The following is a 22600-nucleotide window of genomic DNA, read 5'->3' on the forward strand; positions in this document are numbered from 1 at the left end:
ATTTTCTGTCATTTTTATATTTTCTGTCATTTTTATATGTTTCAATGTGAAATCGTATATACTAGATAGTAGAAAGACTATTTTTTCCATTTTAGGAGGATGAACATGCGTAAAAGAACATTAACCGCTTTAGCTTTAAGTGCAACTATGATCACATCAACAGTCGCGGTCACAACACCTGGTGTAGCGAATGCAAAAACAACTTACAAAGTTTCAAACGGCAAACTTATTGATGCTCAGACAAAAAAAGTAGTCAAAGGATATAAGACATATAAAAACAAATTATATAAAGATGGCAAATTATTTACGGGTCTTTATAAAGAAACTTACTATAAAAAAGGAAAGAAAGCTTCTTATTGGTATAAAGACGTGTATTATCACCAAGGGAAGCCATATACAGGTTACTCAGGTCTTCAAAAACTACGCTTTAAAGACGGCACGCCGTTAACAGGTACTTATAGCAATATTTTATTTGAAGATGGTAAACGATTTAAAGGATGGAAAGATGATAAATATTATACGAACGGTAAATTGGCGAACGGCAATGTGACGATCAATGGCAAAGTGCATAAATTTAAAAATGGCGTGAAGCAATCGTTTGAGTTAACGATCATGCATACGAACGATACACATGCGCATTTAGATGATGTCGCAAAACGTGTCACAGCAGTAAAAGAAATTCGTGAACAAACGGACAATACATTGTTACTAGATGCTGGGGACGTATTTAGCGGAACATTGTACTTCAATGAATATTTAGGTCAAGCAGATTTAGAATTTATGAATTTACTTGGATATGATGCAGTCACATTCGGAAATCATGAATTTGATTTAGGTTCATCTCCTGAAGGACATGAAGCATTAGCAAATTACGTCAAAGCTGCGAAATTCCCATTCGTTAGTGCGAACGTTGATTTTTCAAAAGATAAGTTATTTACAGGGCTATTCTCAGATTTAGTGAGTGCGGACCCTGAAAACGGAAAAATTTATACAGGTATCGTGAAAGAAATTGACGGTGAAAAAGTCGGTATTTTCGGTTTGACGACAGCTGAAACGGTTGATATTGCGAGCCCTGGCTCTATCGCATTTGAAGATTATATTAAAGAAGCACAAAAAGCAGTAAAAGCATTTAAAGGGCAAGATGTCGATAAAATTGTCGCATTATCACATTTAGGTTACGACGATAGCCCAGCGTATGATAACGACCAAATTTTAGCGAAAACAGTGACAGGTATTGATGTCATCGTCGGTGGACATACGCATACGCAGTTAGATAAAGAAGTTATCATCGAAGAAGACATTAACGGTAATGATAAAGCGCCGACAGTCATCGTACAAACAGGTCAATACGGTGAAAATTTAGGAAACTTAAGCGTGACGTTTGACCATAAAGGTAAAGTCACAAATGCATCTGAAACGCTTGTAAAAGTAGCGGATAAAGCAGAAGATCCAGAAGCAGCGGCGAAATTAAAAGTATATAAAGATCGCATTGCAGAAATTAACAATGAAAAAATCGGTGTCGTAGCAGAAGAAACGTTAACGAACCCACGCTCTTCAGACGGTGGTGATAGCGTCCGTGCAAACGAAACAGCACTTGGTAACTACATTACAGACGGTATGTTAGCAAAGGCGAAGACGTTAAATGATAAAGTGGTCATGGCGTTCCAAAATGGCGGCGGTATCCGTTCTGAAATTAAAGCAGGGGATATTACAGTCGGTGACGTGATTACCGTACTACCATTCGGTAACACACTTGCGACAGTAACAATTACTGGTAAAGATTTACGTGCAGCTTTAGAACACGGTGTAAAAGAAGCACCAAAAGAGAACGGTGGTTTCCTACACATTTCAGGTGGTAAATATACGTTCGATTCATCAAAACCTGTCGGTGAACGTGTGACATCATTCCAAGTCAAACAAGGTGATGACTATGTCGATGTAAATGATAACGAAACATATGTTATTGCGACAAATGCCTTCACAGCTAAAGGTGGCGACGGTTTCGCAACATTTGAAGCTGCGTATAAAGAAGGACGCGTTCAAGATTTAGGTTTATCAGATTGGGAAAACCTTGAAGAGCAATTGAAAAAGTTTGAAAAGGTGAACAATACGAAAGAAGGTCGCATTACAGATGTTGCGAAAGTAGCAGTTACACAATAGGCGTCAAAAGCTGGAGCGTTATGCTTCAGCTTTTTGTGTACATACAATTTGACTTATACGGATGGGGGTATTATGATAAAGGTATAAACCAACAAGAAAGGGTGGTTGGATGGAATACGATAACAAAGCGATTAACCGCTTAAAACGTATTGAAGGTCAGTTACGCGGCGTACTCCGCATGATGGAGGAAGGTAAAGACTGTAAAGAAGTGATTACGCAGCTAAGTGCCGTTCGCTCTGGTGTAGACCGTACGATGGGTGTCATCGTAACAGATAATTTAGTTGAATGCTTACGTGAACACGATGGTGACGATAAAAAAATGAATGAAGTTGTCGAACAAGCAATTTCACTCGTTGTGAAAAGTCGTTAATATAACAAAAAAAGCAGAAATCGCATCAATAGCGATTTCTGCTTTTTGTTTATAAAATGTCTGACCAAATTTTAATGACGGTCCCACAAATCATTAGGGCCAATAAAAACTGTAGTACACGGACATTTGCTTTTTTCCCAATACGTGCGCCAAGTGGGGCAACGATGAGACCGACAATCATTAAAATAATGGCAGGGGCATAGTCAACTTGATGTGTTACCACTTTACCGATGCTACTACCGATAGATGAAATGAATGTAATCGCAAGACTCGTTGCAATGGTAGTACGCATCGGTATTTTTAAAATTGTCAGCATAATAGGGACGAGCATAAAGCCACCACCAGCGCCGACGATGCCTGAAGCTAAACCGACAATGAATGCGAGTACGGTCGCAAGTGGTTTATTAAATGGTACATTTTTTGCCTCGTCTGCACCTTTTCTCGGTAACAACATCATGACAGCGGCGATTAATGCAAGTATGCCATAGACGATATTGACGGCACCTGCAGATAGCGCATGAGAACCGAAGCTACCTGCTAAACTACCTGCTAAACTACCGCCACCCATGTACATGATGAGCTTTTTGTATAAAAAGCCACTTTTTCGGTAAGCCCATACACCAGCAAGTGATGTGACGAATACTTCAACAGCGACGATACCAGATACTTGGTGCGCTGAAAAAGCAGTTAGACCAAAAATTGGTGGGATATAGAGTAACATTGGATATTTAATGATGGCGCCACCAATGCCGAGCATACCCGACAAAAGGGAACCAATGACACCGAGGACTGCGAGGACAGCAATCCATGTAAACGAGAAGGTAAACATTGGTTAGTCTTTTTGAATACGGAATGTCAGCACGTCTTCGTCCTCAGTTTGTGCGACTAATGTGTTGCCACTTGCTTGACACCATGCTGCGAAATCGTTCACAGCACCTTTATCTGTCACAAGTACTTCTAATAATTCACCAGCTTGTAGTTGATCCATCGCTTTTTTTGTTTTGACGATAGGCATTGGACAAGCTAAACCTTTTGCATCTAATGTTTGCATATTGAAAACTCCTTTATCGTACGGCGCAACGGTTCGGGCCGATTTCCATTTCTGTTTGTTCATCTTCTGAAGGTGTTAATTTCCCCATATTGACGTGACGAATTTCTGTGTAAGCATTCGGTTGCGGTGGTAAGTTGTCTGTCACCATTGAACGGAATGTTGCTTCGTCTGCTACGTTTAAACCGTGATTGTTTGCGAATAAATCGCCTAGTTTCGCACTCACTGTACCATCTTCATTTAATTCGTCGATGATCATAAAGTGTGCAGGCAAGACGATTAAATTTTCTGCTAGTTGACGGTAACGTGTGTAAAGTGTTTCGCGTAAATCGCCAACCCAGTCTTCTGCAAGACCAGCTAAGTCAGGGCGGCCGATCGAATCAACGAATAAAATGTCACCACTTAATAAAAACTGTTCGTTAATGATAAATGATGTAGAGCCAATTGTATGACCTGGTGAGTATAACGCGTTGACGTCGATTTTTGCGCTACCGATGCTGACAGTGAAGCCATCGTTTAAAGCAGCATATTCGAATGTCACTTCTGTAGCATCTTTCGGTGGTATGTAATACGTTGCACCTGTTTTTTCAGCGAGTAAGCGACCACCTGAAATGTGATCGGCGTGTAAATGTGTATCGAACACATGTTGAATACGAGCGCCTTTTTCTGCTGCAAATTGTTCAAATACATCTGTGAAACGAACGGCATCAATTACTGCCGCTTCGCCATCTGAAATAAGCATATAGGATAAGCAACCTTTACCAAGACGAACGAATTGATACAATTCACTACCGTCTGAAAGATCGGCTACTTTTAATGGTTCAATGTGCATTGACCAAGATTTCATACCGCCTGCTAAGTAAGCAACATCACGACCAGCCTCTGATAACATATCCGCGACCATCATTGATGAGCCTTCTTTGGCACAAACGACTAAAACGTCTCGGTCTGTTGGCAGTTGGGGTAATAAATCTTCGACGCCATCTAACAATTCAAAATAAGGAATGTTTAAATAGTCGAATGATTTTCCTTCGATTTTCCAATCAGCGAATGCGTCATGATTACGTACATCTAAAATGAAAAGTGGTGCTTGTGTAATTACTTTTTGTGCAACTTCTTTTGCTGTCCAAGCTGATACTGTCATTTAAAACCCTCCTAGAATGTTAAAGTTGGTGCTGCGTCTTCAGCAAATTGTAAAAATGTGACTGCGCCACCAACATCAATACCATCTACGAAATCTTCTTTTGTTAAGCCCATCACGTCCATTGTCATTTGGCAAGCGATAAATTTCACGCCTAGATCTTGTGCCATTTCAACAAGTTGTGGGATAGAAGGAACGTTTGCATTTGCAAAACCTTGTGCAAACTGTTCTTTACCAGCGGGCATTTCTAATGCGTGCATTGCTTGTTTGTGGATTAAGTTAAGTCCTTCGAATGTGAAAAAAATTGCGACTTCTTTTTCAGAAGCGGCTGCTGCGGTTGCGATATTGAATACTTTATAAGCGTCGAAAAGACCACCGTTTGCTGCGATAATTGCTACTTTGTTTGACATGTTATTGTACCTCTTTCTGTAATTGACCAGTGTATGCATTCATACCTGGTAGTGTATTGTAAATATGTTTAAATCCTGCATTCGTTAATTGTTGTGCTGCAAGTGCTGAACGAGATCCCGAGCGACAAATTACATAAATGGTATCGTCTTTTGATAATTCGTTCATACGTGTTTCGAGTTCACCTAATGGCATAGATACCGCATTTGGCGCATGACCGAATGCATATTCTGCTTGTTCGCGAACGTCTAATAAAATACCTGTACCCGTAAGTGCATCTTCTAACGTAATCGTTTGATCGAATGTTACGTCTGATTTGCATGATGTGTCACATTTACGAATGTAGTGATAAATGATGTCATCTTCAATTGTATGACCAATATATTGATGGCCAACTGTATGTGACCAAGCATCTAAATCGGCGATAGAGCCTTTATCTGTCGCTTGTACTTCTAATACTTCACCGACTTCAATCGTGGCCATTGCCTTTTTTGTTTTGACGATGGGCATCGGACAAGCAAGCCCTTGAGCATTTAATTGTGCATCTGAATGAATCATTGACACGAAAACCTCCTCATATACCTTTGTGGGTAAAATACAACGTTTTAAACGGTATAATAATAAAAATCATATAAATACGACGTTTAAATGCGTTTTTTGTTTGCTACAGTACAAAATATAATACCCTATAAGGTATATGTCAACGATAAAATACTATGCAGGGTATATTTTGGCGTGCAAAAAAAGCGAAGAACCGCATGATAGCGGGCTTCGCTTCTCCTAAAAATTTATAAAACTTTTTTTGCAACATCTTCAATAAATTTTGTATAAGACATACGAGGGTAGTCTTTAATTTCATTTAAAATAAACAATATTTCTTTTTTTGCTTCTTGTGTATGACCGAGCTCGTAAGCTGCCATCGCACCTGCCGCGATACCAAAGAAAATCGCTAACCGGTCGAGTGGGTGGGCCATTTCATCTGCAACACGCATTTCTTTCCACGTCTCATAACATGTCTCAAAATCTTCTTTTTGTAAATAACAGTAACAGAGCAGTGCTTTATGAGAAATGTCGAAGTCAAATACATCATTAACGATTGGATCGACAGGCATCGGTATTTGAATAGCTGCATCTATGTCACGCTGAATAAAAATTTCATAAGTCATCGTAAATAAGTGAACAGCAGCACGGTCTAATGGTAGTTCAGCAAGCTCACTGTAGAGTGTTAGCTTATTTAAATAGTGCTTCGCTAGCGCATCATCTCGTTCTTCAATTGCATGTGTAAATAAAAATCGATAAAAATCGTTCGTACGATAATAAAGTCTCGTTTGTTTCGACAATGACAGTGCTTTTTCTGCATCATTTTTCCAAGAGTAGCCACTTTCAAAAGTCGTTGCGGCAATCATCTTATTATAGTAAAAGTCTAGTTTTACAGCATCGCTAATCACTAAATAATATTGTTCAAATTTCTTTGTCGCATCGGTAATGTATTGAAATACTTGAGGGTAATTTTTTGAAAAGAACGCGTGCCCCATCATTGAAAAATAACAATGAATCATATAGTCATACAGGCCGAGATTTTCATAACGTTCGCTTAATTGTAAAAACGTTTGTTCATCAAAAACGTGATGAACACTTAATGCCATTTGGCTATATAAATCAAATAACCGAATTTCTTCAAACGTCGTCAACGGTTTAAACTTCTCAACGTGTGGTGTTAACAAATCGAGTACTTGTCGTTTATCAACGTGTAACCAATCTTGCAGCATCATTTCCGCTTCACGAATGAGGGCACGCAATGCTTGTTGATCTTGATAGTCGCCCATTAACTGACCAACGTCTACTTGTAATTTCGTCGCAATATATTTCAAATTGTCCATAGAAGGTTGCGCTTTATCATTTTCAATTAAACTCAACATTCCTTTTGTCATTTGTTCGCCCGCAACGTCAGATTGTGTCAATTTCTTTTCTTTTCGCAGCGCTTTAATTGTTTCCCCTAGTGTTGGCATGCCGTTCACCTCATCTTTTTCTATCATTTATTTTAATGAAACTTTACTTTTTATACAATGTAAAGACTTCTTTTACATCTAAAGTTTAATTTAATTAAACTTTAGAGTTGCGCATATGTCTAAAAAGATGTATATTAAGTTTAATAAAATTAAACAAAAAGAAGGTGGTAGTGTGACAGAACAGCAAAAACTAAAACGTGCCTCATATAATATGTACACGTTCGTTGTCAGTAAAATGGTATCGACACTCGGAACAACTGTTTATTCATTTGCCGTATCGATGTATATTTTAGCGCATACCGGCTCAGCGCTTGCTTTTGCGATTAACTTAATATTGAGTATTGTGCCGCGTGTAGTAATGTCGCCGATAGCTGGGGTATTAGCAGATCGTATGTCGAAAAAAGTGCTCGTCGTCGGAGCTCAAATTGGGATTGTGCTGACGCTCGCTGTTGTATTGGCGTATACGTCTATTATCGGGCTATCATTACCAGTACTCTATGTAACGACTATATTTTTCCAATTGTTCGGTGCATTAATTAGTATCGGATTTACTGCAGCGATTCCGAATTTAGTAGATGAAGAGCGCATACAGCGTGCGATGTCGCTCAATCAAATGATGACGTCTGTTGCTTCTATTGGGGGACCGATTGTCGGAGGGATATTGTTCGGGTTTGCGTCATTCGAAGTATTTTTCATTATCATGCTCGTGACGATGATGGTAGAAGTGATTTTAGATATGACGATGCATTTCACGCTATATCACCAGTCACATGTTGCAGAGGAAGAAAATACGTCAATGATGCAAAGTTTAAAAGATGGCTGGGCTTACGTACAACGGAATGAAGCGTTGCGGAAAGTATTTATTATGGTGACGCTTATCAACTTTTTCTTCTCTAGTTTTTCAGTTGGTAGCAACTTCATCTTTTTAGAAAAATTAGCGATATTGCCGAAACATATCGGCTGGATTGAAAGTTGTATTGCGATTGGCACGATTATAATGTCTGCTTATATGGCTACACGTAAAAAGTTTCAAAATCCACTCGCTGTTTCTAAAATAGGGCTGTTTGGGCTTAGTAGTCTGATGATCTTCATGGTCATTCCATTGATGACATCTTATGTTTATACGTTCAACGTTAGTTACTATGCTGTGTTGATGTTATTGTTTGGCGCATTTATCATTATTACGAATATGCCAATGGGGGTATGGTTCCAACAAACAATTGAGGAAGGTTATCGTGGGCGCGTTTTTGGTTTACTTGAAATGATGGCAATGGCGATGATGCCTGCTGGTACGTTGTTATACGGTGTTCTTTTTGATATCGTCTCACCAGTCATATTGTTTGGCGTTAGTGGCTGTTGTTTAATAATCCTTACATTTATCTTAATGCCACGACGTTTATTGCAACTTGCGATGACGCCGCGTTTACATGAGTAGATTTATAGGTATAGGGTATAATATAATTGGCAATTAATTCAATTATATAGGAGGAAACGTTTTGGGACTAGAAACGGTTGAAAAAGTAACGTTAGAAAACGGGGAAACATTAGCATATCGTAAACGCGATGGAGATGGCACATCGAAGCAAACGATTTTGCTGATTCACGGAAATACATCATCATCTATTTATTGGGATACATTGATGGAAGCGTTAGATCCAAAATATACGATTTATGCAGTAGACTTAAGAGGGTTTGGGGACTCATCTTATGAATGTCCAGCAGAACGGATTGAAGATTATAGTCATGACGTTGAAGAATGGTTGGAAATTCTCGATTTAAAACATGTCATCGTTGTGGGATGGTCAATGGGTGGCGCAGTAGCGATGGATATGTGTATCGATAATGTAGGAGAACGTATTGAAAAATGCGTACTCATTTCTTCTGCGTCGACGCGTGGATACCCATTCTTTTTACAAAGTCATCAACGCGTGGCGGAAACGATTGAAGAAATTCAACATGACATCGTGACAAAATCATTTGAAGCGATGCAAATGATGAATAACTTTATCGGTGTACAAGCTGTGCTTGATCAGACAATGTATACACACAACAAACCAGATAGCCATCGATACGGTCAATACATTCGTGCCGTTATGCAGCAACGGAATCTTGGGGAAGTGTACTATGCATTGCATACGTTTAATATTGTCGATGAAATTGATGATATTCAAGTGCCGGTTCTCGTCGTATACGGTGATCGTGATTACGTTGTATCAAAAGAAATGACAGAAGAGATTATTACAGATTTTGGTGGAAGAGCACAAGTTTTGAAATTAAAAGACTGTGGACATGCGCCAATGGTAGACCAATTACCTTTATTAACAGAAGGTATTGAAAAATTTATCGAATAAAAATCACTTTTGTGGTGAATCTGTATCAAATTTATGCTATGATAATCAAGTACAGATTCTGTATAAATCGCTTACGCTTCTCTCACCCAATGAGGGGAGTGTTTTTTTGCTTATAAAGGGAACATATGTTCTTGTTAACGTACGTAAAAGACACGGTGCCTGGGGAACACCGTGTCTTTTACATCGTTAGGGAGAATATAACATGGGTAAGAAGTAAGTATTCTTACTAGTATATGTATTCCCAATTACTCTAAAATGAAACTTTAATTTTCAGAAAAGTTAATAATTTTAAATATAATTTGCACTTTTCAATCTTAAAATACATATTAATGATTTGATACATAATATAGTTAAAAAATGATGTAGTAAAATGTAATTATTTATTACGTTTATCAAAAAGTAAATCATAAGTCATATTTTCAATTGACTTATAGTACTATATAAATTATATTTAGTTACGAAAAGTAATTAAGTAATGAAAAATTATGTAAACGAATAGGATGAGGACTATGGAATTTGAAGCATTAGTAAAAGCACGTCATTCTGCTGTTAATTTTGATGTAGAAGTGAACATTAGCGAATGTGAACTCAAAACAATTTTTGATGAGACAAAATTAACGCCATCTGCTTTTAACTTACAACCAGCAAAATATTATGTCGCATTAGAAGATCAAAAGTTAAAAGAGCGTCTTAAAATTGCAAGTGGCGGTCAATATAAAGTAGGCACAGCCTCTGCCGTCATCGTCTTGACAGCTAATACGAAAGCGTACCTCGATACAGAAGCGTTAAATGTCGGTGCTGTAAAATTAGGTATTCTATCATCTCAAGAATTAGCCGAAGAAATTAAAACGACGAAAACGTATTATGAATCACGCGGTGAATCATTCCAGCATTTTGATGCCATTCGTAACGCATCATTGTCAGCGATGCAATTTATGCTTGCGGCGAAAAATAGTGGTTGGGATACATGTCCAGTAAGTTTCGATGATAAATTAGTGCGTGCTGCCTTGCAGTTGCCCGAAGAAGAAATTCCAGTGTTTATGATTGCCCTTGGAAAAGAAAAAACGACGCACCCACGCATTCGTGGATACCGTCGTCCTGTAAGTGAGTTTGTTAGCTTCCGTTAAATAGCAGCTGCCATTAATTCGCAAACTTCTTGGCAACGCGTGCACGCCTCCGCGCATTTTTTGCAATGCTCATGCATGTCTGCGTATTGCTCGCAAACGGTTGCACATGCCTCGCAAATTTGTGCGCATAACGTACACATTTCTTTTATAAAAGGGCTATTACGTTCTAAAGCACTCGCTGTCGTATGACAAAACGTACTACATTCGCTCGTTAATCTAATACAGTCCGCCATATTATGTTGTTCTGCTAAACATAAATCAAAGCAACGATTGGCGATTTTGGCTGTCGTGACACATTCTCCGATACAAGTTTCAATATGCATAAAAAGCCTCCTTTGTCGTTAAAAAACTGTTCCCTTCTGTTCTGAAATGAAACAAAAAGGGTATAGAGCTAACAGGGGTGATTACATATGAAAGATACAATTATATTTGATGTTGATGGTACATTACTAGATACAGAACGTGCGCAGTTGAAAGCGTTAAAGCAAGTGCTAGCACAACATGGTCAACAATATTCATTAGATGATTTGCGCGTCATTTTTGGAGTGCCAGGAAAAGAGGCTTTAAACCGACTCGGTGTTAAAGATGTTGACGCCGCGTATCTCGAATGGGGAAAAGCGATTGAAGCTTACTTAGATGAAGTGGCGCTCTTTTACGGCATTACTGATGTGTTAAAAGCATTAAAATCAAAAGGGAAAAAGCTCGGCATTGTCACGTCTAAAACACGTCAACAATTGCAACATGAGTTCACGCCATTTGGCATTAATAAATATTTCGATGTGATGATTACGGCGGACGATACTGACCGACCGAAACCAGATCCAGCGCCATTGCGTTTATGTATTGAACGATTAGGAACGACCGTAGACGATGTGCTTTACATAGGTGATAGTATTTACGATTATGCATGTGCGCGAGATGCCAAAGTGATGTTTGCATTGGCTTTATGGGGCGCGCATGAAACAGAAGGTATTGATACACAATATGTATTATCAGAAGCGCTCGATATTTTAAATATTGTCTAACAAGTCAGAGCTACGAGCATGTAGCTCTGTTTTTTTTATTGGTAAGCATGAAGCTATATAAAATGGGGAATAAGAGCACTATGTTGAAATAAAGGGGGAATACAAGATGTGGGATTTAGCAATGCGTCTATGGCAAGCAGGTAACTACGAAGAAGCGAAAAAGCAATTGATGCACATAATAGAACAAGTGCCCGATGATGCACAAGCCTATTACCGCATCGGTTGTTGTGATGATAAGCTCGGTCAACCGTCAGTAGCTATCCCTTTTTATGAAAAGGCATTATCACTCGGCTTTGATGAAGTAGGTGTCTATATTGGATTAGGTAGATGTTATCGTGCGATTGGTCGTCATGAAGAAGCGCGATGCATATTAGAAAAAGGAAGAGAACGTTTCCCAGAATATCACGCACTGCCACCATTTTTAGCGCTTGTGTATTATGATTTGAAATTATATGCAGAAGCGACGGCATTACTCGTTCATGCGTATGTCGCCGCTTCAAATGACCAAGATGTACAGCTTTATAGTCGTGCGATGTTAGCAGATGTTGCCAAAGTGATGCAGAAAGAGTAGAGGTGGAAACATGATAATTGATTTATCGTTAGAAGTGCTCGGTTCTGATACAGACCAAAACGGGCATATGAATCACGTACGTTACATTTATTATTTAGAGCAAGCACGTCATACTTGGTACAACGGCATTGGGATGCCTGTTCGTACATTAATTGAAGAACAACAAGTCGGGACAGCTGTCGTACATTTAGAGACAGATTTTAAAAAAAGAAGCGCGACTCGGAGACCAACTCGTCATTCGAACGAAACTAGCGCGCGTCGGGACGAAAAGCTTTACGTTGCACCAAGTCATTTACAATCAAGCGAATGAAAAACTTGTGGAAGCAACAATTGTCAGTGTGATGTTTGATTTAAAGGCGCGTAAAGCGATTCCTGTACATGAAAAAATTATCGCAGCACAATCTAAATCATGAGGTGATCGTATGGATTTACATGAAAAACTCGTACAAGCCGCATTATCAGGAAAGTCAACGAAAGCGATTAAAAAGGCCTTAAAGGCACAAGATGTAACGGTGAAGAAAAAAGAAATTGATGAAGCTCTAATGTCTGCAGGGTTCTCATATGATGAAGTGACGGAAAAATGGTCACCGCCAGTATCAGACGAAACATTTACAGCCGATGAAATTAGTGCGTTAAAAGCGCTTGTCGCTAAAAAGGATCAGCCAGCGGAAGCACCGACGCAAATTGATGAAGCGGTAGCCTCTCTTTCTTCGGACAATCGTAAAAGCAAAACGTTTTACATCGATCAAGATTTGGCCGCGCGTGTAAAGACATATGCGGAAGAAAATCATGTGCGTTTGGCAGATTTTGTAGAAATCGCTTTGAAAGAGGCACTTGAAAAATACAAATAATAGGCGAAAACGTGTCGATCTTTCGATACGTTTTTTTGTTTTGAGCAAAATGATTCCTAATACATAGTAAACCATGTATAATTATCTCGTATTTAACAACTAAATATGAAAAAAATATTTTTTTATTAATTTATGTAAATGAAAGAAGGATTACAATGATTGAAACGCAAACAGCTTTAGAAAAAATTATGCACGACCGTAAATCGGTCCGTAAATATAAAGAGGGCGTCGTTATTCCTCAAGAAAAATTATTATATTTATTAGAACAAGCTACATCTGCACCATCATCAAGCAACATGCAACCTTGGCGTTTTATGGTCATTCAAGATGAAGCAGCAAAACAAAAATTATTACCAATCGCTTTCAATCAAGAGCAAATCGTACAATCTTCTGCAACGATCGCTGTATTAGGTGATAAAAAAATGTACGAAAAAGCGGAAGACATTTACAACGCTTCATATGAGCAAGGCTTCATGTCACGTGAAGTAGCCGACAACATGATTAAAAACAGTGAAAAATTATACGGTGGTTTATCAGACGAAGCATTAACAAATGTTATTCAATTTGATGCTGGTTTAATCTCAATGCAAATCATGTTATTAGCAAAAGATATGGGCTATGATACTGTACCAATGGGTGGCTTCAATAAACAACAATTTGCTGAAGCATTCGACGTACCAGAAAATGAATTCCCAATCTTATTAATCTCAATTGGTGAAGCAGCAGCGGAAGCTTACGGTTCATCACGTATAGACGTAAAAGAATTAACACGTTTTATCTAACAAGAGCGAAAGAGGTGTGAATATCACATCTCTTTTTTATATGCGCTTAAAATATTTTTTGTAAAAAATTTATTAAAATAATAATATGTGGGTATAAAAGTATGGTAGCTTCTAAAATAAACCTTTTTTCGCTCATAGTAGACGATATAGTGTCGTCTACTAAGTCTTTTAATAATAGTGTGTAGAAAATAATGTGACACGCGTAGTCTTTTTTAGTCAAAGCAACTGTTCATATTAAAATCAAAAATCGCTATAACGTAATATCCAGAAAAGTAAAACTATTTTTCTTAAAAACATTTTAACGTCTCATGATTTCTGTCGATATAAATTATAAAAGTATGAATAGACGTCTAATTTACTGTATATAGATAAGAATAATAGGTGAATTGCATTAAGGTTTATTTGAGCTACATTTGGTATACTAAAAAAGAATGGGAGGGATACGATGACAATCCTACTAGTAGATGACAATCATGTGAATTTATTCGTCATGGAGAAGATTTTAAAAAGTGCAGGGTATGATGATTGCGTCTCCCTTACTTCGGCGCAAGCTTTATATGATTATATTAAAATCGACGTACCGACGCATGAATCGGATGTAGATTTAATCTTATTAGATATTATGATGCCAGAAATTGACGGTATCACAGCCTGTCGTAAAATTCGTAAAGATGAGCGTTTTAAAAATATTCAAATTTTGTTCACCACTGCTTTAGATGATAAGAAAAAGTTATCAGAAGCGCTCGGAGCAGGCGGGAATGATTACATAACGAAACCGATTGATAAAACAGAATTACTAGCACGAATGGAAGTTGCTCTACGATTAAAGAAAGAGTTGGATTGGCACGTTATTCATGAATCTAAAATTGAGAACGAACTAAATCTAGCTGCGCACGTACAATGCAGTTTATTAAGTGAGCCGTTTGAAAACGATGATTTATCAGTGCATGTTTCTTATAAGCCTTCTTTTAATTTAGCAGGGGATATGTATTACTGGGACAAAATCGATAATAATCGCTATGCCATTATGTTATTTGATATGATGGGGCATGGTATTTCGGCGTCACTCGTATGTATGTTTATTTCTTCTGTGCTCAGAGAGAGTGTGAATAAATTTGTAAAACCTGCAGAAGTCATGACGGAATTGAATCGTTATATGGCGTTATTGCATACTGATAAAGAAAAAATTCCGTACTACTTCACAGGCATTTACATGCTTGTCGATACAGATAAAAAAACGATTGAATATGTGAATGCAGGTCACCCGAATGGCTATGCATGGTTAAATGATCAAGAACTTGTTCATTTATCAAACAATGCATGTGCCATCGGTTTCTTCGATGATATCGATGTGACATCTGAAACAATTCACTACGATACGACGGCACAATTGATCATGTTTACAGATGGTGTGTTAGAAGCAATGCATCCAGATGAATTTGAAGCTGAAAAAAGAATGGATGAACTAAGTTCGCAAACGCTTACGCTAGACCGTCCAGTGTTAGATTATGTCGTACCGAAAGAACAACAAGAAAACCAACCAGACGATATGTGTATGGTCGTTATTCAAGCTAAATAATATAAAAAAAGGAGTTTCGCAAATGCGAAACTCCTTTTTTTATTCGTAAATTTTTTGGTATATCTTTTCCGATGGTATCGTCTCTTCAAATTTTGGCATGATTTCTGAAAAACGCATCGATTCTTTATCGCCAAGCCCTAAAAATCCACCGCGCATTAAACTTTCATGGAATAAGTTGTACACTTTATTTTGTAATTTGGGCGAAAAATAAATGAGTACGTTACGGCAAATAATTAAGTGAAAGGCGTTGAAAGATTGGTCTGTCACGAGGTTGTGCTGGGCAAAACTAATACGTTCTAATAACGCAGGTTGAATATAGGCGAAATGATTATCGGTATAGTAATATTCCGAAAATGCTTGATCGCCTCCTGCAAGCATATAGTTTTTTGTATACGTCTGCATTTTTTGAATCGGGAATTTTGCTGAACGGGCACGCTCCAAAATATTTTCATTCATATCTGTTGCGTATAATGTTGTTTTATTAATCATTCCTAGCTCCGTTAGCAAAATTGCCATTGAAAATACTTCCTCGCCACTTGCACAGCCCGCATGCCAAATGCGAATTTCATCATAATGTTGAAATCTCGGTAAAATATTTTCGCGAAGCACTTTGAAGAAAGATGGATCACGAAACATTTCCGTTACATTAATCGAAAAATCATTAAGTAGCTGACTTCTAGTTTCTTGATGATAGATGATTTTTTCGGTTAAACGAGAAATTGTCGGTAAATGCTCTAGCGCCATACGATTGTGTACGCGTCTCGTAATCGACGAACGGTTGTAATCTCTAAAATCATATGATGTTAGTTGATACACAGCTTCTAATAAAAGTTCAATTTCTAATGCTTCAATTGATGTTCGATCCATTAAATCACCTCGGTCGCTAACCAAACACGTAATACAGAGAATAATTGTTCTAAGTTAAGCGGTTTGCTGATGTAATCAGAAGCGCCCGCTGCGATACATTTTTCACGATCCGATTTCATCGCTTTCGCTGTTAACGCAATAATCGGTAAAGTAACGTTCATTTCTTCACGTAAAATTTTCATCGTGTCATAGCCGTCTAGTTCGGGCATCATAATATCCATTAAAATAATATCGATATCATCGTGTCCCTGCATATACGTTAAGCATTCGACGCCGTTTTTGACACTATTCACGATCATGCCTTGTTGCGTGAGCGTTTTTTCCAGTGCGAAAATGTTGCGTTCGTCGTCATCGACAATTAAAACACGTTTGTTTTTAAAGCGCTCATCTTGCTTCATAAGCAGTGCAGGTGGTTCCGCTTCGATTGCTAGCGTTGTCATATCTGCATCTGGTTTTTCTTTTTGTTTTGGCGCTTTCGGTTTTTCGAATGTAGAAGGTTTACCGGTTGGTAAGCTTGGTAATGTGAGCGTAAACGTACTACCTTTGCCTTCTTCACTTTGTAATGTAATTGTACCACCTAATAGCGCAGCAAACTCTTTACAAATTGATAATCCTAAGCCTGTACCACCGTATTTGCGAACGGTTGCACCATCTGCTTGTTGGAATGACTCGAAAATCATATCGTGTTTTTCTTTCGGAATACCGATACCTGTATCTTTTACAGCGATTTGAATCCAGTTATCAGATAAACTTAATTGCTTATCTGTTACTGTTGGTGTTGTAATATGCACAGAAACTTCACCTTCATCGGTAAATTTAAATGCATTTGATAATAGGTTTTTCAAAATTTGTTGGAAACGTTTTTGGTCGGTATAGAAAATATCGCCGACGTCATCATCTTTATAGACGTTAAATTCGACATTATTTTTTGTGCCAAAGTGTGAGAATGATTGTGTTAAATAAAGCGGTAATTCATCGATATTGACTTCTTCAAATAACATTTCGAGTTTACCTGCTTCTACTTTCGATAAGTCGAGTACGTCATTAATTAAACTTAATAAATCTTTACCAGAAGAGTTAATGACTTTCGCAAACTCGACTTCCTCATCGCCAAGCACCCCATTCATATTGTCACCAAGCATTTCAGATAAAATCAAAATACTGTTCAGTGGTGTACGCAATTCATGAGACATATTCGCTAAGAATTCTGATTTATATTTTGAACTTTGAATAAGCTCTTCTGCATTACGTTCGAGATCGGCTTTCGTAATTTCGAGTTCAGCCGTTTTTTCTTCCGCTTCGCGTGTACGCTCTTCAAGTTGTTCGTTAATATTTGTCAGTTCTTCTGTTTGTGCTTGTAATTCTTCAGATTGCGTTTGCAATTCTTCAGATTGTGCTTGTAGTTCTTCACTCATCGTACGTGATTCGTTTAATAAACGGACAACTTTCATACGTGTTAATACACTGTTAATCGTTAAGCCGAGTGTATCGACTACTTCTGATAAGAATTTCATGTCGAGACTTCTGTAAGCATCTACGCTCGCAATTTCTAATACAGCGATTGTTTGCCCTTCAAAAGTAATCGGTATAATGAGTACGTCTTTCGGTGCGATATCACCTAGTCCTGTAGAAATGAGTTGATAGTCGTCTAGATTTTCTAAACGCATCATACGGCCTTCTTTTGCACATTGACCGATGAGCCCTTCACCGAGTTTAAATGAACGACGTGCAACGGTATTTTCTGTTAGCGCATAAGAAGCAAATCGCTCATAAACATCTACTTCATTATCTGGTTGAATGTAAAGTGCACCATAAGTTGATTTTGTCACGTTTGCCACTTGTGTTAAGAATAAAGAAGCAAGTTCTTGAATAGACGTAATACCTTGATAACTTTTGACCGTTTCTGCGGTATTTTCTTGTAACCATTCACGTGATTCAATTGAATCTAACAATTTATTTGTAGCGATTGTTAAATCACGAATTTCATCATTTGATGTGACGGGAATACGTGTTTTTAACGCGCCTTTTTCATTTGTTGTATGACGAATGGCTGCTGTCGTACGCGTAATAGCACGTGTAATTGATTTTGAAATAAAACGTGAGAAGAACATGGCTACTAAACCAGAAATAAATAAAAATGCGCCTAATGTATAGAAGATTTTATTATTTACACTATCTAATCGTTGTGCTTCTGCTTTTAAATATGTAGCTTCATTGTCTCGAATTTCTTTAAGTGTTTTCAGTGTCGATTGGACTTCAGATTGCCCTACTTCTTCACTGTAGAATTTTTTAATACCTACAGAATCGTTATTACGTTTTAACGAAATAGAAGGTTCTCCGGCAATTTCTATCCATGTATTAATATGATGACTTACTGTACGTAAGCGCTGTTGCTGATCTGGATGTTTTTTCATTAACGTATATAATTCGTTCCAGTTATCTTCCCATGTCGTTACGGCTTCATGATAAGGGTCTAAATAGTTCGTTTTCCCGGTGATTAAATAACCGCGTTGTGAACGGTTCATATTCAACATATTTTTTTCTAACGAGCTAATTAGCGTTTGGACTTGTGAATTATTTGTAATGAGATTATTACGCTCAGCCTGTAGTGATGATATTTGCGTACTAATAATGCTGACCGCCACGATCAAGCATATAATAAGCGAGACATAACCACTTGTTATTTTTGACCGAATATTAAATTTCACAGTCTTCTCAACCTTTCTATAAATTTGATAAAATATACCATTGTAAGTGAAACATATCTAAAATGAAAACGCAACTATTGACACTTCATATAAAAAAAGAGAAACCGCTTCGTAACGGTTTCCCTTATTTATTATTGCATTTGGATATCTGGTTTATTTTTTTCACGTAAACCAGTTTGGTTCATACCTGTTAATGTATATGCTTCTTTTACTTTCGCTACAACACGTCCGTGTTTCGTTTGGACATTGATCCACATTGAATCGGGTCGTGTATTTGATTTGAGTGATTTTTCTTCAAGTTCTTCAACCAATTTTTCAATGTCTTCTTTTTTATCCATTTTTGTTTCAACTGTATATTGCTGCATGCCGCGAACGACAGTGTCTTTTACTAATTCATATTCGCCATCTGAGTGACCGCAAGCACCTAAAAATAGGGCAGAGCCTAATACTGCTACTGATAATAACTTTTTCATTCAGTGAAGCCTCCTTATAACTATTTCTATTATAACATTACCGACAATGTGTAAAACGATTGAATATGGCGAAATTTGTACATTGTTTTAAATGATTATAAAAGGTGACGCGTTCTAGTATGGAGAATTTTCTAACATCCTTCTTAGAGAAAAAGAATGATCACTGTTGTGTCGTTATCGAAAGAAGTGTCTATTCCTACTTATTGCTACGACGTTTTTTTAGCTTCGTGCGTATATAGTATATAAATTGAACGATCAATTCTATCGTCCAAAAAAACAACCCGATGACTAGCGCGTATTTAAAAATAGGTGCTGTTGAATAACCAGCAAGATAGAAGCTATATAGTATGACGCAACATAATAAGATAATCCAAACAATTATTCCTAGTTTTTTCAAATGACTGACCTCATTGTAAATTGCTTAAAGTAGTGTTTACATACTAATATTATCAAATGGTGTTGCCTTACCGTTAATGAAAACATTCATTGTGTCGTAGGTAGCGTTACCGCGATTTAATTGATACACATAAATTTGTCGTTGTTTATTTTCTTGACCTGTCTGTTGAAAGTTAATATTTAATACATTTTCATCTAACGTCAATTTTGCAGAAACGGCTTTCGCAGATTGTAAGACGATGTACGTATCGTTGCCGGCATGGATTTGTTGTAACGTTTCCTCAGCATGTATGTTTGATTCAACTTCATGCGGTACATTTTTCACTTCTGTAAGGCTCGGTGTTGAAGAGCTACAAGCAGCTAATAGTAATGTAAATATAAATATGAAGAAAAATGATTTTTTCACGGCCATATCCTCCTACGTTTAATGCATCATAAAAGCTCTACAGTTTTTTGTGACCGCAGAGCTTTATGACGATGTTTGATTTTAACGTTGTGTTGTCGCAATAAAACGTTCTTTCCATTTCTGTTGACGTTCTTCATACGTTGAAGCATTTAAATCTTCTTGAACATATTCAATCGCATAATGTTGATCGTGGTGGAAAATCACATTAATGGCAGTCCACTCTTGACCGTAGCATTTGACAGATTGCTCATGAAATTGCTTTAAAATTTGTGTGAACGTAGATTCTACCCATTCTGTCGGCGTGTTGTACACCGTATCGTAATAGAATTCACGTTCACCACGTGCATTTGTAAAGTAATGATGACCATTTAAATATTTTTCGTCTTTATGTTGTAATTCACGATAAAGTACACCGTGAGCATGAGTATGCGTTTTCGCAATACGAACAACTTTTTCTTCTAAACGATTTAAACGTGCAATGTCCCCGAAGCGGCCAGGGGGGAAATCTTTTTCAAACGTAACGTCCCAGTGTCCATCATTCGGATCTTTTACCGCTAGTAAAAAGACGTCATGCTCATTTTTTTCTGTACGCTTTTGAATTTCTTTTTGAAGCTGTTCGAGTACGTCGTAATAAGCACGATCACGTACAGGAGTTTTGACTTCGCCATTTGAAATGTATGTTAACTTCGCATAAACTGCGGGGTAAATAATTTCAGCATCGATAAAAATTTGTTCAATATCATTTGTTGCAAACTCTCCGATGACTTTTTGAAAACGAACAAAATCCTCTGAATTTAAACGCATCCTCATCACTGCTACTAAAAACATATACAAAAGTATACATCTAGCTTTTTCCTGCTTCTCAGAATGCGTCCTCGGCACTTGCTCCCTACTAACGTTTCGTATCACTCTCCACAGGCTTCAATTCCGATGTAGCCCACCGTACTATATTCATTTAAACTGACACTAACAATTCATATTGTGTAGCTTGTTTTAAATTCATGGCAGCGTTTAAATCTCGGTCCAACACTTGATGACAATTTACACATTCGTAAATTCTATCTTTCAATGTTAAATCTACTTTCTTATGACCGCATACACTACACAATTTAGAACTCGGATAAAAGCGATTCACAAGACGCAATTCAATGCCATATGCTTCGCACTTCATTTGCAACTTCGTTCTAAAATTGAAGAAACCTTGCTGTGCAATCGCTTTTGATAAGTGTCTGTTTTTCATCATACCGCGCACATTTAGATCTTCTAATGCAATGAATGCTGGTTTGGTTTTCACCAAGTCATTCACAATGTGCTTCTGGTAGTTTTCTCGAATATTTGCTAGACGCTGATGTAACTTTTGTACGCGACAAATTTGTTTTTGTCGATTGTTAAAGTAGCAGTTTTCACCTGCCTTTTTTAATTTATTTTGTTCATAGCTTCTACTCAATTTTCGTTGAGCTTGTTTTAATCGTTTTTCAAGCTTTCTTACTTTATCTGTTTTATTGATATTTTCATAAACCTTACCGTTACTCATCATGGCAAAATCTTTGATCCCTAAATCAATACCGATGCCTTCTGATTCAGGCGTTTGTTTTATGCAGTCAGGCATTTCGCATAATACTGAAATATAGAATCGGTCAGCTTTTTGTGATACTGTACCGCTTTTGATAATTGCGTCTTGAGGTAAATAGTTAAATTCCTTTAGCGTTACCCAACCAATTGTAGGAATTTTAATTTGGTGGCGTTTTAGCGAAAAATCACCTTTCCCATTCTTAGGGAAATAAGCTTTCACATCTTGCCTGGCTTTCTTCTTAAAACGAGGATGTTTACTCAGCCCTTTGAAAAAGTTTTTGTAAGCACGTTCAGCATTCATAATCGCCTGCTTCACAGCTTTACTTGATACGGATTTAATCCACAAATCTTGTTGATTTTGTTTCGTGTGAATATTGTTTAACCACTTCGAGAAGTCATAACCACTCATGAATTTTCTGCCTTCTTTATAAGCAGTTATATTCGTTGCAATATACATGTTGTAGACATAGCGACATACACCAAAAGTTCTGATAAGTTTTTCACGTTGCCGGTCAGTTGGTTTGATTTCCAGCTTATAAGCCCGCTTCATTTCTTATCATCCTTTCACCTGATTTTAACGAGATAGCATCTTATACATATATACCCATTTGTCTATTTTTTTGTCTACTGTTTTATTACTCCTTTTCTCTATAGGTTTATTATAATATGGATAAATGTGTAAAATATAGTGAAAAGTATTAAATGGTAAATATTAATAGTAATTTTTTAATCATCTGAGCTTAGGATATTTCTTTG

25 protein-coding genes are annotated in these 22600 nt (G+C 37.4%); 12 read left to right on the forward strand and 13 right to left on the reverse strand.

The features are described 5' to 3' along the window. Window positions 1-105: 105 nt before the first annotated feature. Both KMHG_RS17765 and KMHG_RS10490 read left to right on the forward strand, forming a co-directional pair. Window positions 106-2160, forward strand: coding sequence for a bifunctional metallophosphatase/5'-nucleotidase (locus KMHG_RS17765; protein WP_010289364.1), 2055 nt, complete (start codon window positions 106-108; stop codon window positions 2158-2160). Window positions 2161-2269: 109 nt separating this feature from the next. Beyond that, a complete protein-coding gene (locus KMHG_RS10490; RefSeq protein ID WP_010289365.1) occupies window positions 2270-2530 on the forward strand; it encodes a metal-sensitive transcriptional regulator in 261 nt (86 codons plus the stop codon). A 49-nt stretch (window positions 2531-2579) separates the two neighbouring features. Here the strand turns inward: KMHG_RS10490 and KMHG_RS10495 are convergent, their stop codons facing one another. The 6 genes from KMHG_RS10495 to KMHG_RS10520 all read right to left on the reverse strand — a co-directional run bounded on the left by KMHG_RS10495 (window position 2580) and on the right by KMHG_RS10520 (window position 7136). Next, window positions 2580-3359 (reverse strand): sulfite exporter TauE/SafE family protein, encoded by a 780-nt coding sequence (locus tag KMHG_RS10495; protein WP_010289367.1) that lies wholly within the window; start codon window positions 3357-3359, stop codon window positions 2580-2582. Window positions 3360-3362: 3 nt separating this feature from the next. After that, window positions 3363-3581, reverse strand: a complete 219-nt coding sequence (locus KMHG_RS10500; RefSeq protein ID WP_010289369.1) for a sulfurtransferase TusA family protein — start codon at window positions 3579-3581, stop codon at window positions 3363-3365. Between the two features lie 13 nt (window positions 3582-3594). Then, window positions 3595-4722 carry an MBL fold metallo-hydrolase gene (locus tag KMHG_RS10505; RefSeq protein ID WP_010289375.1) on the reverse strand — a complete coding sequence of 376 codons (1128 nt, stop codon included), beginning with the start codon at window positions 4720-4722 and terminating at the stop codon, window positions 3595-3597. Window positions 4723-4733: 11 nt separating this feature from the next. Then, window positions 4734-5129, reverse strand: a complete 396-nt coding sequence (locus KMHG_RS10510) for a DsrE/DsrF/DrsH-like family protein (RefSeq protein ID WP_010289377.1) — start codon at window positions 5127-5129, stop codon at window positions 4734-4736. A 1-nt stretch (window position 5130) separates the two neighbouring features. Further along, the gene (locus tag KMHG_RS10515; RefSeq protein WP_010289379.1) at window positions 5131-5685 is read right to left on the reverse strand and encodes a sulfurtransferase TusA family protein; all 555 of its coding nucleotides are present in this window, start codon (window positions 5683-5685) and stop codon (window positions 5131-5133) included. A gap of 230 nt (window positions 5686-5915) precedes the next feature. After that, window positions 5916-7136 (reverse strand): helix-turn-helix domain-containing protein, encoded by a 1221-nt coding sequence (locus tag KMHG_RS10520; RefSeq protein WP_010289380.1) that lies wholly within the window; start codon window positions 7134-7136, stop codon window positions 5916-5918. Window positions 7137-7251: 115 nt separating this feature from the next. Here KMHG_RS10520 and KMHG_RS17770 point away from each other — a divergent pair, with 115 nt between their 5' ends. The 3 genes from KMHG_RS17770 to KMHG_RS10535 all read left to right on the forward strand — a co-directional run bounded on the left by KMHG_RS17770 (window position 7252) and on the right by KMHG_RS10535 (window position 10614). Further along, window positions 7252-8571, forward strand: coding sequence for an MFS transporter (locus KMHG_RS17770; protein WP_010289381.1), 1320 nt, complete (start codon window positions 7252-7254; stop codon window positions 8569-8571). 61 nt (window positions 8572-8632) lie between these two features. Continuing rightward, on the forward strand, window positions 8633-9487 hold the full coding sequence (gene phaZ, locus KMHG_RS10530; protein WP_010289382.1) for an intracellular short-chain-length polyhydroxyalkanoate depolymerase: 855 nt from the start codon (window positions 8633-8635) through the stop codon (window positions 9485-9487). Between the two features lie 509 nt (window positions 9488-9996). Further along, window positions 9997-10614, forward strand: a complete 618-nt coding sequence (locus KMHG_RS10535) for a nitroreductase family protein (protein ID WP_010289384.1) — start codon at window positions 9997-9999, stop codon at window positions 10612-10614. Here KMHG_RS10535 and KMHG_RS10540 read toward each other — a convergent pair. Then, window positions 10611-10937, reverse strand: a complete 327-nt coding sequence (locus KMHG_RS10540; RefSeq protein ID WP_010289385.1) for a four-helix bundle copper-binding protein — start codon at window positions 10935-10937, stop codon at window positions 10611-10613. The two genes, KMHG_RS10535 and KMHG_RS10540, sit on opposite strands and share 4 nt — an antisense overlap. A gap of 87 nt (window positions 10938-11024) precedes the next feature. Here KMHG_RS10540 and KMHG_RS10545 point away from each other — a divergent pair, with 87 nt between their 5' ends. The 7 genes from KMHG_RS10545 (at window position 11025) to KMHG_RS10575 (ending at window position 15422) form a co-directional block, all read left to right on the forward strand. Beyond that, the gene (locus KMHG_RS10545) at window positions 11025-11639 is read left to right on the forward strand and encodes an HAD family hydrolase (RefSeq protein ID WP_010289388.1); all 615 of its coding nucleotides are present in this window, start codon (window positions 11025-11027) and stop codon (window positions 11637-11639) included. Between the two features lie 106 nt (window positions 11640-11745). Further along, window positions 11746-12210, forward strand: a complete 465-nt coding sequence (locus KMHG_RS10550; RefSeq protein ID WP_010289390.1) for a tetratricopeptide repeat protein — start codon at window positions 11746-11748, stop codon at window positions 12208-12210. A gap of 10 nt (window positions 12211-12220) precedes the next feature. Further along, on the forward strand, window positions 12221-12520 hold the full coding sequence (locus KMHG_RS10555; RefSeq protein ID WP_010289392.1) for an acyl-CoA thioesterase: 300 nt from the start codon (window positions 12221-12223) through the stop codon (window positions 12518-12520). Then, window positions 12447-12623, forward strand: a complete 177-nt coding sequence (locus tag KMHG_RS19590; RefSeq protein WP_238984690.1) for an acyl-CoA thioesterase — start codon at window positions 12447-12449, stop codon at window positions 12621-12623. Before KMHG_RS10555 ends, KMHG_RS19590 begins: the two co-directional genes overlap by 74 nt. 9 nt (window positions 12624-12632) lie before the next feature. Further along, window positions 12633-13061 (forward strand): ribbon-helix-helix domain-containing protein, encoded by a 429-nt coding sequence (locus tag KMHG_RS10565; protein WP_010289393.1) that lies wholly within the window; start codon window positions 12633-12635, stop codon window positions 13059-13061. A gap of 155 nt (window positions 13062-13216) precedes the next feature. After that, window positions 13217-13843 carry a nitroreductase family protein gene (locus tag KMHG_RS10570; protein WP_010289395.1) on the forward strand — a complete coding sequence of 209 codons (627 nt, stop codon included), beginning with the start codon at window positions 13217-13219 and terminating at the stop codon, window positions 13841-13843. Window positions 13844-14288: 445 nt separating this feature from the next. Further along, on the forward strand, window positions 14289-15422 hold the full coding sequence (locus KMHG_RS10575; protein WP_010289396.1) for a SpoIIE family protein phosphatase: 1134 nt from the start codon (window positions 14289-14291) through the stop codon (window positions 15420-15422). Window positions 15423-15461: 39 nt separating this feature from the next. Here KMHG_RS10575 and KMHG_RS10580 read toward each other — a convergent pair whose 3' ends face one another. From KMHG_RS10580 to KMHG_RS10605, 6 genes are all read right to left on the reverse strand, one after another. After that, the gene (locus tag KMHG_RS10580) at window positions 15462-16289 is read right to left on the reverse strand and encodes a CheR family methyltransferase (protein ID WP_010289397.1); all 828 of its coding nucleotides are present in this window, start codon (window positions 16287-16289) and stop codon (window positions 15462-15464) included. Continuing rightward, complete coding sequence (locus tag KMHG_RS10585; RefSeq protein ID WP_010289398.1) at window positions 16289-18997, reverse strand: ATP-binding protein; 2709 nt, start codon at window positions 18995-18997, stop codon at window positions 16289-16291. Before KMHG_RS10585 ends, KMHG_RS10580 begins: the two co-directional genes overlap by 1 nt. Window positions 18998-19128: 131 nt before the next feature. Further along, on the reverse strand, window positions 19129-19470 hold the full coding sequence (locus KMHG_RS10590) for a hypothetical protein (RefSeq protein ID WP_010289400.1): 342 nt from the start codon (window positions 19468-19470) through the stop codon (window positions 19129-19131). A gap of 433 nt (window positions 19471-19903) precedes the next feature. After that, window positions 19904-20272 carry a hypothetical protein gene (locus KMHG_RS10595; protein ID WP_010289401.1) on the reverse strand — a complete coding sequence of 123 codons (369 nt, stop codon included), beginning with the start codon at window positions 20270-20272 and terminating at the stop codon, window positions 19904-19906. Window positions 20273-20353: 81 nt separating this feature from the next. Then, the gene (locus KMHG_RS10600) at window positions 20354-21076 is read right to left on the reverse strand and encodes a hypothetical protein (RefSeq protein WP_010289403.1); all 723 of its coding nucleotides are present in this window, start codon (window positions 21074-21076) and stop codon (window positions 20354-20356) included. 151 nt (window positions 21077-21227) lie between these two features. Beyond that, on the reverse strand, window positions 21228-22394 hold the full coding sequence (locus KMHG_RS10605) for an RNA-guided endonuclease InsQ/TnpB family protein (protein WP_010289405.1): 1167 nt from the start codon (window positions 22392-22394) through the stop codon (window positions 21228-21230). Window positions 22395-22600: the final 206 nt, after the last annotated feature.

This window comes from Kurthia massiliensis, from assembly GCF_000285555.1.
Classification (GTDB): domain Bacteria; phylum Bacillota; class Bacilli; order Bacillales_A; family Planococcaceae; genus Kurthia; species Kurthia massiliensis.